The sequence below is a fragment of the Nonomuraea rubra genome (genome assembly GCF_014207985.1).
Taxonomy (GTDB): domain Bacteria; phylum Actinomycetota; class Actinomycetes; order Streptosporangiales; family Streptosporangiaceae; genus Nonomuraea; species Nonomuraea rubra.
This window is the reverse complement of the sequence record NZ_JACHMI010000001.1, coordinates 3,216,431-3,228,812: the sequence shown is the minus strand read 5'-3', so window position 1 is coordinate 3,228,812 and position 12,382 is coordinate 3,216,431. Positions and strand designations below refer to the sequence as shown.

Annotated in this window: 11 protein-coding genes; 6 read left to right on the top strand and 5 right to left on the bottom strand. The window is 72.6% G+C overall.

What is annotated here, in order from left to right; translation table 11 throughout:
- Positions 1–17 precede the first annotated feature (17 nt).
- Genes HD593_RS14725 through HD593_RS14710 form a run of 4 tightly spaced genes read left to right on the top strand, consistent with a single transcriptional unit; the run spans position 18 to position 3,304 of the window.
- Positions 18–464: a hypothetical protein gene (locus tag HD593_RS14725; protein WP_312903474.1), complete on the top strand. Its 447-nt coding sequence runs from the start codon at positions 18–20 to the stop codon at positions 462–464.
- Complete coding sequence (locus HD593_RS14720) at positions 461–856, top strand: hypothetical protein (RefSeq protein WP_185102708.1); 396 nt, start codon at positions 461–463, stop codon at positions 854–856. The genes HD593_RS14725 and HD593_RS14720 overlap by 4 nt, the downstream gene beginning before the upstream one ends.
- 34 nt (positions 857–890) lie before the next feature.
- Positions 891–1,388, top strand: a complete 498-nt coding sequence (locus HD593_RS14715; protein WP_312903473.1) for a sigma-70 family RNA polymerase sigma factor — start codon at positions 891–893, stop codon at positions 1,386–1,388.
- Positions 1,385–3,304 carry a hypothetical protein gene (locus tag HD593_RS14710; protein ID WP_185102707.1) on the top strand — a complete coding sequence of 640 codons (1,920 nt, stop codon included), beginning with the start codon at positions 1,385–1,387 and terminating at the stop codon, positions 3,302–3,304. The genes HD593_RS14715 and HD593_RS14710 overlap by 4 nt, the downstream gene beginning before the upstream one ends.
- Here the strand turns inward: HD593_RS14710 and HD593_RS14705 are convergent.
- Positions 3,301–4,785, bottom strand: a complete 1,485-nt coding sequence (locus HD593_RS14705; RefSeq protein WP_185102706.1) for a carboxyl transferase domain-containing protein — start codon at positions 4,783–4,785, stop codon at positions 3,301–3,303. The two genes, HD593_RS14710 and HD593_RS14705, sit on opposite strands and share 4 nt — an antisense overlap.
- A 74-nt stretch (positions 4,786–4,859) precedes the next feature.
- Positions 4,860–6,017 carry a CaiB/BaiF CoA transferase family protein gene (locus HD593_RS14700; protein ID WP_185102705.1) on the bottom strand — a complete coding sequence of 386 codons (1,158 nt, stop codon included), beginning with the start codon at positions 6,015–6,017 and terminating at the stop codon, positions 4,860–4,862.
- Between the two features lie 78 nt (positions 6,018–6,095).
- Here HD593_RS14700 and HD593_RS14695 point away from each other — a divergent pair, with 78 nt between their 5' ends.
- Positions 6,096–6,626, top strand: a complete 531-nt coding sequence (locus HD593_RS14695) for a uridine kinase family protein (RefSeq protein ID WP_185102704.1) — start codon at positions 6,096–6,098, stop codon at positions 6,624–6,626.
- A 30-nt stretch (positions 6,627–6,656) separates the two neighbouring features.
- On the opposite strand, the gene HD593_RS14690 is transcribed toward HD593_RS14695, so the two are convergent.
- Positions 6,657–7,322: a histidine phosphatase family protein gene (locus tag HD593_RS14690; RefSeq protein ID WP_185102703.1), complete on the bottom strand. Its 666-nt coding sequence runs from the start codon at positions 7,320–7,322 to the stop codon at positions 6,657–6,659.
- Between the two features lie 39 nt (positions 7,323–7,361).
- Here HD593_RS14690 and HD593_RS14685 point away from each other — a divergent pair, with 39 nt between their 5' ends.
- A complete protein-coding gene (locus HD593_RS14685) occupies positions 7,362–8,222 on the top strand; it encodes an NAD(P)-dependent oxidoreductase (RefSeq protein ID WP_185102702.1) in 861 nt (286 codons plus the stop codon).
- A gap of 358 nt (positions 8,223–8,580) precedes the next feature.
- Here HD593_RS14685 and HD593_RS14680 read toward each other — a convergent pair whose 3' ends face one another.
- Both HD593_RS14680 and HD593_RS14675 read right to left on the bottom strand, forming a co-directional pair.
- Positions 8,581–10,389, bottom strand: coding sequence for a hydantoinase B/oxoprolinase family protein (locus tag HD593_RS14680; RefSeq protein WP_185102701.1), 1,809 nt, complete (start codon positions 10,387–10,389; stop codon positions 8,581–8,583).
- Positions 10,382–12,382 (bottom strand): hydantoinase/oxoprolinase family protein, encoded by a 2,001-nt coding sequence (locus tag HD593_RS14675; protein ID WP_185102700.1) that lies wholly within the window; start codon positions 12,380–12,382, stop codon positions 10,382–10,384. Before HD593_RS14675 ends, HD593_RS14680 begins: the two co-directional genes overlap by 8 nt.

The following is a 12,382-nucleotide window of genomic DNA, read 5'->3' as shown; positions in this document are numbered from 1 at the left end:
GATCGTAAAGTAGGACTGTGAGCGGAACGCAGATGCAGAAGGTGGTCCCGCCGCGTCTGCTCGTGCCATACCTGTCGGGCAAGCGCACGGTCATCTCGGGTTACGTCTACCGGGTGCAGGATTGTGTCAGGCTGACCACCCCCGAAGCCCTCTACTACGGGCTCGACCTGTCCTTCGACGGCTCCGAGCTGTTCGCCGAGGCGCCCGAGCTGTACCTGATGCGGTGGTTCGCCCGCGACGTCGACACCTACGCGGTGCCGTACGGGCCGCACATGGGCGGCGACTGGAGTGACGCGCCGCCGTTCGCCGGCAACGGGTTCACCACGTCGTCGGAGCACGTGGTGCCGCAGTTCCACACCGTTCCGATGCCGATCCCGGCCGGGGCGGAGATCGTGCACGTCACCGGCGAGGGCGAGCGGCCCTTCGCCGAGTACGACGGGCTGACCTGGCGGCCCGCCGCATGAGCGACGAGATCACGCCGGTCGCCTCCGGCTTCGTGGCCCGCTTCGGCGAGCGCACGCTGCCCGCCGCCCTCGGCCCCGACAACGACCAGGTGGTGCTGTTCAGCGAGACGGAGCTGGAGGGGTTCGAGGCCGCCTCCGGCTACTGGCGGCGGGTGGTGCCCAGGTCGCAGGTCGAGTGGCTGGTGCTCATCCGCACGGTGGGCGCGTTCGGGGGCGAGCCGTGCATCGTGCTCGACGAGGACGACGACGGGCTGCACATCGCCTACACCGGGCACAGCGGGATGAAGGCCGAGGCGCTGGGCTACTGGATGGTCGACCACGGGGCGTACGAGGTCGTGGTGCCCCGCGAGGAGGTCTTCTCGATCCGGGTCGAGAGGATTCCGGTCCCGTAGTCAACCTCCGGCACGTCCAGGTGTCTCTAGGGATGTGACCGAAACAGCGACCATGGCGCAGCCGTCGTTCGCCGAGCTGTTCGCGGCCCAGTACCAGTCCCTGGTACGCCTGGCCGGGCTGCTCGGCGCGGACGACCCCGAGGACATCGTCCAGGAGGCGTTCGCCCGGCTGCACTCACGGCGGCTGCGTGACGACGGGGCCGCGATGGCCTACCTCCGCGCGACCGTCTGCAACCTGACCCGCAACCGCCTGCGGCACCTCCGCCTCGTCCGGCTGCGCCGCCCCGACCCTCCCGAGCCGATCCGCAGCAGCGAGCACGCCGTGCTCGTCTCCGAGGAGCACCGTGAGCTGCTGGCGGCCGTGGACCGCCTGCCGCGCCGCCAGCGCGAGGCCCTCGTCCTGCGGTACTGGCTGGACCTGTCGGAGCGCGAGATCGCCGACGCCATGGGCGTCTCGCCGGGATCGGTGAAGACCCACGCCAGCAGGGGCCTGGCGGCCCTGGGCAGGGCGCTGAAGGAGGAGGACCGGTGAACGACCTGGAAGAGCGCCTGCGGGCGGCACTCGACGCCCGCGCCCAGACGTTCGAGACCAGCCCTGACGCCTGGCTGCGGGTGCGCGAGCGCCGGCCGCGCCGGTACCGGGCGCTGCGCCTGGCGGCGGCCGCACTGCCGGTGGCCCTGCTGGCGGTGTTCGTGCCCGCCCTGCTCAACGGGGACCTGGGCAGGAACACCGCGGCCGACGCCGACGCGGTCTACCAGGGGCTCATGCGTGGCAGGACCGCCACCGGCGAGCAGGTCACCGTGGACAACCCGGCCGAGGGCAGGCCGCTGCGGCTCTGGTTCGCCAAGGGCAGGCTGGGCAATCCCGAGTTCTGCTACGTCGTGGAACGGGCGGACGCCGAGGCGTACGGGGGCTGCACGCCCGTCCCCACGATCGGCTCCGACGCCTGGTTCGCGGGCAGCACCGCCCGTGACGGGGCGGGCACCGCGCTGGACTGGGGGATGGCGCTCGACGACATCGGGACGGTCACCGGGGTCGCGGGCGACGGGCAGAGGTTCCCCGCCCGGATGTGGCGGCCCGCCGGAGCGCCGTACCGGATCTGGACCGTGACCTACCCCGCCTCGCAGCCGCTGGCGAAGATAGAGATCGCCGACGACCGGGGCAGGAGCCTCGGCTGGAGCTCGCGCGACCTGTTCTCCGCTCCGCAACCAGGGCAGGCCCTCGGGGCGGCACTCGACCTGCCCGCCGGGGTGACCGCGCGGCCGTTCCGGACGAAGGAGGGCACGGAGCTGCGCCTCACCCGCGGCGGCGCGGAGGTCGGCACGGTCCTGCTCGGCCAGGCCATGCAACCGGTCGACGCGCGCATGCGGGAGAACATGATCACTGGGGTGGCGGCAGGGAACGTCTCCAGGATCGCGTTCTCCTTCGAGGACGGAACCACCGCCCAGGTCGGGACGCGGCCCGATCCATGGGGCCTGGGCATCACGCTGTTCGCCGCCGAGGGCGCCCCGGACGACGGCCGGGAGCGCCACCGCCTGGTGGCCTACGACGCGTCGGGCGCGGAGGTCTGGCGCGACGAGGCCAAGGACCCGCAGGAGGGGATGCCACCCGTCGGCGAGGTGATGAGCCTGCCCGGCACCGGAGCGGTCGGTGAGCCGGTGCGCGTCTGGTTCACCGACGCCGGCCCCGACACGGGCCGCCCCAGGGTCACGCTCTGCTACTCCGGCGGCGTGGACCCCGACCTGTCTTGCATCGGCGGTGGCCGGCACCCGGACCACCTCGGCAGCCCGCTGCGGGCCGTCCAGTACCTGCCGGAGCCCGGCACCGTCAGCTACTTCGGCCCGGCGGGCGACGACTGGGAGTCGGTCGAGGCCGTGCTCTCCGACGGGCGGCGCCTGCCCGCCACGTTCCAGCGCGGTACCGGCACCCCGGCCCCGATCTGGTACGTCACGATCCCGTCCAGCGAAGCGGAGGTCGCGGGCTTCACCATGAAGCGCAAGGACCGGCCGCTCGGGCTGTTCCCGGAGACGCGCAAGGACTGCGGGCGGCAGGCCATGCGCTCCGACACTCCCCGCCACCCGCTGCCCGCGGGCGTCACCGCGCTCGTGAGCGAGCCGAACTGCCTGGCCTTCTGGGAGAACGACGAGCTGGTCATGGGGCTCGCCGGGCCGCTGCCCGGGACCAGGCTGAGCGACCTGCTCACCGCCGAGCAGCCGGTGAGGTGGGGCCGCGGCGCCCACGCCTGGTACGGCTACGCGCTCGCCGGCACCGCCAGGATCGAGGTCACCTCCTCGAACGGCGTCACCGGCACCGCGCAGGCCACCCCCGACCCGTGGGGACAGGGGGTGGTGTTGTTCGCGGCGCCGCTCCCCGAGGGCGGCGACCTGTCCGCCGGCATGGTCATCAAGGGGTTCGACGCCGCCGGCAAGCAGCTCTGGCGGCGTTAACCCAGGTTGCGGTACCGGGCCTGGCGGGCCGCGAAGCGGTCGGCCGGGCCCACCCGCAGCAGGCCCGCGATCTCGTACTCCAGCGCCCGCCCCACCCGCTCGCAGAACTGCCTCGGCTCGTAGGCGGCGTCGGGCAGCTCGGGGATCACCCGGTCCACGATGCCGTCGCGGCGCAGGTCGGTGGCGCGGATGTGCTGCGCCTGGGCGATCTCGGGGGCGAAGTCGACCGAGCGGTAGAGGATGGCGGAGGCGCCCTCGGGCGGCAGCGGCGCCAGCCAGGCGTGTTGCGCGCAGAGCACCCGGTCGGCGGGCAGCAGCGCCAGCGCCGCGCCGCCCGCGCCCTCGCCGAGCAGCAGGCAGACGGTGGGCGCGTCGAGCGTGAGCAGCTCGGCCAGGCAGCGGGCGATCTCGGCGGCCAGCCCGCCCTCCTCGGCCGCCTTGGACAGGTCGGCGCCGGGCGTGTCGATCACGGTGACCAGGGGCAGGCCGAGCTCGGCGGCCAGCCGCATGCCGCGCCTGGCCACCCGCAGGCCGGCGGGGCCGAGCGGCGAGTTGGCCCGCTGGAGCCGCCGGTCCTGGCCGAGCACCACCGCCGGCGCGGTGCCGAACCTGGCCAGCGCGAGCAGCAGCCCCGGCTCGTTCTTGCCCGCCCCGGTGCCGCTGAGCGGCGTCACGTCGGTGGCGGCGAGCTTGAGCAGGGTGCGCACGCCCGGCCGGTCGTCGCGCCGGGACCGGGTGATCGCCTCCCATGCCTCCACCGGCCGCAGGTCCTCCTCGGGCGGCTCGCCCGCCTCGATGGCCGAACGGTCTGCGGCGAGCACGGCCAGCGCCCTGATCGCCACCTCCCGCGCGTCCTCGGCGGACACCACCGCGTCGAGCAGGCCCTTGCCGTGCAGGTTCTCCGACACCTGCACCCCCTCGGGGAACGGGTAGCCGTGCAGCGACTCGAACACCCGCGGCCCCAGGAACCCGATCAGCGCCCCCGGCTCGGCCACCGTGACGTGCCCGAGCGACCCCCAGGACGCGAACACCCCGCCGGTCGTCGGATGCCGCAGGTACACCAGGTACGGCAGGCCGACCGCCCGGTGCGCCTGGATCGCCGCGGTGATCTTCACCATCTGGACGAACGCGAGCGCGCCCTCCTGCATGCGCGTGCCGCCCGAGGCCGGCAGGGCCAGCAGCGGCAGCCGCTCCCGGGTGGCCCGCTCCGCCGCGGTCACGAACCGTTCGGCCGCCACCACCCCGATCGAGCCCGCCATGAACGAGAACTCGCACGCCACGACGGCCACCCTGCGCCCGTCGAGCAGCCCCTCACCGGTGATCACGGCCTCGTCGTAGCCGGACTTGACGCGGGCCGCGGCCAGCTCGTCGGCGTAGGAGGAGCCGGGCTCGGCCGGATCGGCGGGCGGCGCGTCCCACGACTTCCACGACCCCCGGTCGAGGATCGTTTCGATCAGTGTGCGCGCGTCCGGACGGCTCACTATCGCTCCCTAGATGTCAGCCAACGATGCAATGTTGACGCATGAGCGCCCCGGCCGGTGCCATCCTTTCGCGATCATCGTTCGCGCTCTTCCAGCCAGGCGAGCACGGCGTCGCCGTCCTGGCCGAGCATGGGCGGCGCGCTGTGCTCGACCCCGGTCAGCCCGTCGAAGCGCAGCGGCGGCCCCGGCAGCTCGATCGGGCCGAGCACGGGGTGCCGCACCTCGACGACCAGGCCCTGCGAGCGGGTCTGCTCCCACGCGTAGACCTCGTCGAGCGTCCTGATCGCGCCGGCGGGCACGCCCTCCTCGGCCAGCCTCGCCAGCCAGTGGGCGCGGTCGTGGGCGGACAGGGCCTTCTCCATGTCGGCGATCAGCTCGTCGCGGTGGGCGAACCTGTCGCGGTTGGTGGCGTAGCGCGGCTGGCCGGCGTCGATGCCGAGGAGCGCGGCCACCTTGCGCCACTGGCCGTCGTTGGCGGCGGCGATCTGCAGCATGCCGTCGGAGCAGCGGAAGGCGCCGTAGGGGGCGATGGAGGCGTGGTGGTTGCCGCCCGCCGCGGGCACCTGGCCGCCGACCGTCCAGGCGGTGCCGTGGTAGGCGTGCACGCCGGTGATCGCGGCGAGCAGCGAGGTGCGCACGACCCGGCCCTTGCCGGTCCGCTCGCGCTCGTAGAGGGCGCTCACGACCCCGTACGCGCCGTACATGCCGGCCAGCAGGTCGCCGATGGAGGCGCCGACGCGGTACGGCTCGTCGGGCGAGGGGCCGGTCAGCGACATGAGCCCGGCCTCGCCCTGGGCGATCTGGTCGTAACCCGGGCGGCCGCCCTCGGGGCCGTCGTGGCCGAAGCCGGTGATCGACAGGACGACCAGGCGCGGGTTGAGCTCGTGCAGGCGTTCGACCGGGAAGCCGAGTCGGTCGAGCACGCCGGTGCGGAAGTTCTCGACCAGGACGTCGCTGTGGCGGACGAGGCGCTCGATGAGCTGCTTGCCCTCGGCGGACTTCAGGTCGACGGCGATGGACTGCTTGTTGCGGTTGGCTGCCAGGAAGTAGGTCGAGATGTCATGATCCGGCCCGACGAACGGCGGGCCCCAGCCGCGCGACTCGTCACCCCCGTCCGGATGCTCGACTTTGATCACCCGGGCGCCCAGGTCACCCAGCATCTGCGCGGCGTGCGGCCCCGCCAGGGCCCTGGACAGATCGAGCACGACGATGTCACCGAGGGGTCCGAGCAAGATCCAACCTCCTACTTGCGTTCGGGGTGAAAGAACATTCTCTCAGGCGTCCGCCCCTCGTCACCTACCCTGGGTCCGGTGAACGACCTGGCCTCTCGCATTTCCCGCCTGCGCCCTTCGTGCGGCCCGGTACGGCTGGTGGCCGTGGACGGTCCCGCCGGGTCGGGCAAGACGACGTTCGCGGGGCGGCTGGGGGCGGAGCTGGGGTGCCAGGTGATCCACAGCGACGACTTCCCCGTGCCGTGGGAGGAGGGGCCCGGCGGCTGGTTCCACGCGCTGGAGTCCCAGGTGCTGGCGCCGCTCCAGCGCGGGCTCCCCGGCGGGTTCCGCAGGTACGACTGGGTGCGTGGCCGCTACGCCGGGCGGGTGGCGGTGCCTGTCGCGCCCGTCCTGGTCGTCGAGGGCGTCGGGACGGCCCGGGCCTCGGTGGCGCACCTGCTGGCGTACAGCGTGTGGGTGGAGGCGGCGGAGCCGGTGCGCCTGCGGCGGGTGCTGGAGCGGGACGGCGCCGCGCTGGAGCCGCGGTGGCGGGAGTGGTTCGAGGCGGAGCGGAAGTGGTTCGCCGAGGACCGCACCCGGGAGCGGGCCGACGTCGTGGTCACGACGTGAGGTGCGTGAAGCCGGTGAAGCTGACGAGCTTCACGACGTGAGGTGCGTGACGTCGTTGAAACTGACGAGCTCGCCGGTGCGCCAGAGCGACACCGAGGCGTTCAGCACCGGCGCGAACTCCAGCACGGCCGCCAGCTCCGCGTCCGGCCGCCGGTCGAGCACGTGGCGCAGCGCCAGCACCACCGAGTCGTGCGCGACGATCAGCACCCGCCGCCCGGCGGCCCGGCCGTCCAGGTCCCGCAGGAAGCCGCGCAGCCGCACCACGACGTCGGCCAGCGACTCGCCGCCCGGCGGGCGGAAGGCGTAGGCGCCCTCGGCCTCGCGCCGGGCCAGCTCCCCGGGGTGCCGCTCCCGGATCGCGGCCAGGTTGAGGTGCGCGAACGCGCCCGACTCCTGGTCCCTGAGCCGATCGTCGACGGTGACGGGCAGCGGCTCGACGCCCCACGCCTCCTGGGCGATCTTCCAGGTGTCGAGCGCGCGCAGGTACGGCGAGCACCACACCAGCTCCGGCGCCTCGCGGGCGGGCAGCGCCGCCAGCAGCCGGCCCAGCGCCGCCGCCTGCGCCCTGCCCAGCTCCGTGACCGTCACCTCGTCGTCGCCGCGCTCGTAGACCAGCGGCGTCTCGCCGGCCTGCCGGTGGGCGAGGTTGGCCTCGCTCTCGCCGTGCCGCACCGCCATGATGCGTTCGGGACCCATGTCCCCATCCTCACACGGCGGTGATCGTACGGTGGAGGCATGACTTCTGTCGCAGTACTCGGAACGGGGCTCATGGGGCTGCCCATGGGCCGGAACCTGGCCAGGGCCGGCATGCGGGTGACGGCGTGGAACCGTACCAGGGACAAGGCCCTCCCGCTGCAGGAGGACGGCGCGGTGGTCGCGCACTCCCCCGCCGAGGCGGTCGCGGGCGCGGACGTGATCGTCACGATGCTGAGCGACGGCGACGCCGTGCACGAGGCCGTCGCCGCCGCCGCTCCCGGGCTGCGGGCCGGGCAGGTGTGGGCGCAGATGAGCACGGCCGGCCTCGCCGCGGTGGAACGGCTCTCGGCGCTGGCGGCCGAGCACGGGCTGACGTTCGTGGACGCGCCCGTCCAGGGCACCCGGCAGCCCGCCGAGCAGGGCAAGCTGGTCATCCTCGCCTCGGGCCCCGACTCGGCCAGGGCCGCGCTGGAGCCGGTCTTCGACGCGCTCGGCCAGCGCACCCTCTGGCTGGGAGACGCCGGCGCCGGCACGAGGCTCAAGATGGCCACGGTCAGTTTCGGCATCTCCCTGACGGCCGTGGTGGCCGAGGCGCTCTCGCTGGCCCAGGGGCTCGGGCTCGACCCCGACCTGGTCCGCCAGGTGATCAGCGGCGGGCCGATGGACAGCACGTACTTCCAGGCCAAGTCCGCGGCCATCCTGTCGGGCAACTTCACGCCCAGCTTCACCGTGCGCAACGCCGAGAAGGACACGCGGCTGATCACGGAGGCGGGCGAGGCCGCCGGGGTTCGGCTGGACCTGGTGGCCGCGGCCGGGGAGCGGTTCCGGCGGGCGGAGGCGCAGGGGCATGGGGACGAGGACATGGCGGCTACGTATTTCGCCGGCTTCGACAAGAGGTAGGCGGTAGGGTTCCGGCAGGCCGCCTTCCTGCGGGGAGGATGGAAGTGGGCCCGGGTGGACCGCCGGACGACGGGAGCCCGGGCTTCGCGCTTCAGCGGGTGTCGATGCGCCGCACGACAAGGCCCGCCTCCACGTGGCTCCAGAACGTGTGATCGCCGCGCTCAGCAAGGCACCTCGCGCCCACGACCACGTTCCCGTTCGGCCGCCACTCCGCAACCGCCTCGATGAGCTGCGTTCGGCGCTTGTCGTTCTCATCGTGCCAGTGCAACCCGCAACTGCCGATGCAGCAGCAGCGCTTGCAAATCGGCAAGGTGGCGATCAGCCTGATGCGGCGCCACCAGCCCCGCCGATCAACTCCTCACAATTCGTCCACCTCCGCATGAGCCCTCCCACCCGAGAGCTTCGCGTACCCGGGCCCCCGGTCGAAGAACCGATCCCCCGGAGGCCGCAACCGGGCCCGGAGCTCGGCCGTGCCCTGCTCGTCGATGCGGTCCCCGTCCAGCACCACGCCGTAGTCCCCCAGCGCCCCGGCGATCGACACCTTCCCGTCGCGCACGTCGGCCGCCACCGCCCGGGGGTCCCGGTCGTACGGGGAGCCCCAGCCGCCCCCGCCGGTGGTGCGGATCCTGATCAGGTCGCCCGCCTGCACCGGGTGGTCGTCCACCAGCCCTTCCATCTCCTTGCCCGCGATCTCCACCCGGAACGGCCGCCCCGCCAGGCCCCCGTTGACGCCCCAGCAGGACAGGATGGACCGGTCGGCGATCGACATGTACGAGGCGTCGCGCAGCATGCGGATGTGCTTGTCGTAGCCGAGCCCGCCCCTGAACATGCCGGGCCCGCCAGAGTCGCAGGCCAGCGCCAGCCGCTCCACCCGGAACGGCCAGCGGGCCTCGGCGAACTCCACCGGGATGTTGCGCGAGTCGGGCACCACGTGGATGGTGTCCTCGCCGTCGGCGTACCAGCGCCCGCCCGAGCCGCCGCCCAGCACCTCGCGCATGAGGTACGGCTGCCCTTCCGCGTCCGTGCCGTACACGCCCGTGTAGCGGATGGTCTCCTGGTCGGCGGGCATGCGGCCGCCGGTGGCCTTGGCCAGGACACCGGCCAGGACGCCGAGAAGGCGGAGGATGACGAACGTTCGGGCATTGGTCGGGGCGGGGAAGACGGGGGTGAGGAGGGTGCCCTTCTCGGGGAAGATCATTTTGATGAGGGGCACCACTCCCTCATTGACGTCCAGCTCGGCCATGCGCTCCGGCGTGTCGGCCAGGTTACGCAGCACCGGGGCCAGCCACTTCTTCAGGAACACGCCGTCGGCGTAGTCGCCGGCGTGGTTGATGGGGCCCTTGGCCTGGGGTGAGGTGCCGGTGAAGTCGATGGTGAGCGGCGCGTCCTCGGCGTGGTCCACAGTGAGGGTGATGCGCTGGGCGTGCAGGCGGGGCTCGTCCACGCCGTCGTGCTCGGCGTAGTCCTCCCACACGTACGTCCCCTCGGGGATCTTCGCCAGCAGTTCCCTGCGGAACGTCTCGGTCGTCTTGCCGATGATGGCGTCGAAGCACTCCTGGACGGCCTGCTTGCCGTACCGCTCGAACAGCTCGCCGAGCCGTCGGGCGCCCATCAGGCAGGCCGAGCACTCGGCGTCGAGGTCGCCGGCGAGGGAGTCGGGCATGCGGGAGTTGCGGGTCATGATGCGCAGCGCGGCCTCGTTGGGCACGCCCTCGTCCCACAGCTTGATCGGCGGGACCATCAGGCCCTCCTCGTAGACCGAGCGGGCGTGGGAGGGCATGGAGCCGGGTACCGAGCCGCCGATGTCGTCGTGGTGGCCGAACGCCTGGACGAAGGCGACCACCTCGCCGTCGTGGAAGACCGGGACGGTGACGCACAGGTCCGGCAGGTGGCCGATGCCGCCTTCCGACAGGTAGACGTCGTTGTGGAAGTAGACGTCGCCGGGCTTCATGGTCTCGACCGGGAAGTCGCGCACGACGGGCTGGACGAGCGCGCTGTAGGAGCGGCCGGTGAGCTTGCGCAGCCGTACGTCGTGGATGCCCGCGCGGAAGTCGTGCGCGTCGCGGATCATCGGCGAGCGGGCCGTGCGCGCGATGGCGGTCTCGACCTCCTTCTCGACGGAGGCGAGCGTGCCCTCGACGATCTCCACCAGAATGGGATCAGTCACGACTTATCTCCACATTTCCGTATTCGTCGATCTTCGCGGTGAAGCCAGGGTGGATGGGGATCGTGGAGCCGTACTCCTCGATCACCGCCGGCCCCCGCACGGTGGCGCCGGGGCCGAGGGCGGCGCGCTGGTGGATCGGGGTGTCGCGGGTCTCGTCGAAGTGCACGGGCCGGACCGACGTGGCGCCCTCGCCGGCCTTCTCCAGGCGGCGGACGACCGGCCGGGTGATGGGGCCGATGCCGGAGACGCGCAGGTTCACCCACTCCACGCCGTGGCGCGGGTCGTCGCGGTAGGCGTAGCCGTACAGCTTCTCGTGGGCGTCGTGGAAGCGGGAGAGCACCTCGGCGTGCCAGTCCTCGTCGATCTCGCCGGCGGGCGCGGGCACGCGCACCTCGTAGGCCTGGCCGTAGTACCGCAGGTCGGCGCTGCGCTGGTAGACCGGGTCGTCGAAGCCCTCGCGGTCGAGCGCCTCGCCCGCCTGATGCTCCAGGTCGTGGAAGATCTCGACGGCCTTGCCGAGCGAGAGGTCGCGGGTGACGTACGTACGCACGTAGTCGTTCTTGACGTCCACCGTGAGCAGCCCGAACGCCGAGACGTTGCCCGGGTCGCGCGGGACGATCACGGACGGCAGGCCGAGGATGTCGATCAGCCGGCACGCCAGCAGCGGCCCCGACCCACCGAACGTCACCAGCGGGAAGTCCCGCACGTCCAGGCCGCGCTTGACGGTGAGCTGCCTGATCGCGTTGCTCTGGTTGAACGCGCTGATCTCCAGGATGCCGGTCGCCGTGCGCTCGGCGGTGAGGCCGAGCTTGTCGGCCAGGGCCTGGATGCCGGTGCGGGCGGCGTCCACGTCGAGGGGGATCTCCCCGCCGAGCAGGTGCGGCGGGATCCGGCCGAGGAACACGTGCGCGTCCGTCACCGTCACCTCGGTCCCCCCCTTGCCGTAGCAGAGGGGGCCCGGGTCGGCGCCGGCGGAGCGGGGACCGACCTTGAGCGTGCCCTCGGGCGAGATCCACGCGACCGAGCCGCCGCCCGCGCCGACCGTGATGATGTCGATCATCGGGATCTTGCACGGGTAGCGGCCGACGGAGCCCTCGGTGGTGATGGAGGGCTCGCCGTCGATCACCACGGCCACGTCGGTCGAGGTGCCGCCGCCGTCCAGGGTGATCACCGACTCGTGGCCGGCGGTGGAGGCGATCAGCGCCGCGCCCAGCGCGCCCGCCGCCGGGCCCGACAGGACGGTGGTGATGGGCTGGTTGACGACCTCGCGCGCGGACAGCACCCCGCCGTTGGACTTCATGACGGAGAACGGCATGCCCAGCCGGGTCGACAGGGTGGCGATGTAGCTGCGCATGGCCGGTTTGACGGCGGCGTCGACGAGGGTGGTGACCGAGCGCTCGTACTCGCGGTACTCGCGCAGCACGTCGCTGGACAGCGAGATCACCGCCTCCGGGTGCTCGCGCCACAGCACCTCGCGCATGCGGCGCTCGTGCTCGGGGTTGGCGTAGGAGTGCAGGAAGCAGACCCCGATCGCGGTGACACCCTTGGCGCGGAACCAGCGGGCCACCTCGACGGCCTGCTCGTCGGAGAACGGCCGTACCTCGTTGCCCAGGTGGTCGAGCCGCCCGCCGACGGTCTTGACGAGGTGAACGGGCACGATCCTGGGCGGTTTGACCCAGAAGTAGGAGTTGCCGTAGCCGTCGGGCACGCTCTGCCTGGCGATCTCCAGGATGAACTCGAACCCCTCGGTCGTGATGAACCCGAGGTTGCCGATGCGGTCCTCCAGGAGCCGGTTCGTGGCCACCGTGGTGCCGTGCACGATCGAGCCGACGTCGTGCCGGCCCAGCTTCTCGATGCCCGCGAGGAACCCGTCGGCCGGGTTCGCGGGGGTCGAGGGGGTCTTGGTGGTGAGGATCTCACCGGTCTGCTCGTCCACCGCCACCACGTCGGTGAACGTTCCTCCGGTGTCAACTCCGATACGCACGCTACGCAT

Coding starts and splice junctions, on each gene's coding strand:
- HD593_RS14720 (WP_185102708.1), top strand. CDS start 461: ATGAGCGACGAGATCACGCCGGTCGCCTCCGGCTTCGTGGCCCGCTTC.
- HD593_RS14690 (WP_185102703.1), bottom strand. CDS start 7,322: ATGGGTCCCGAACGCATCATGGCGGTGCGGCACGGCGAGAGCGAGGCC.
- HD593_RS14685 (WP_185102702.1), top strand. CDS start 7,362: ATGACTTCTGTCGCAGTACTCGGAACGGGGCTCATGGGGCTGCCCATG.
- HD593_RS14675 (WP_185102700.1), bottom strand. CDS start 12,382: ATGCGTAGCGTGCGTATCGGAGTTGACACCGGAGGAACGTTCACCGAC.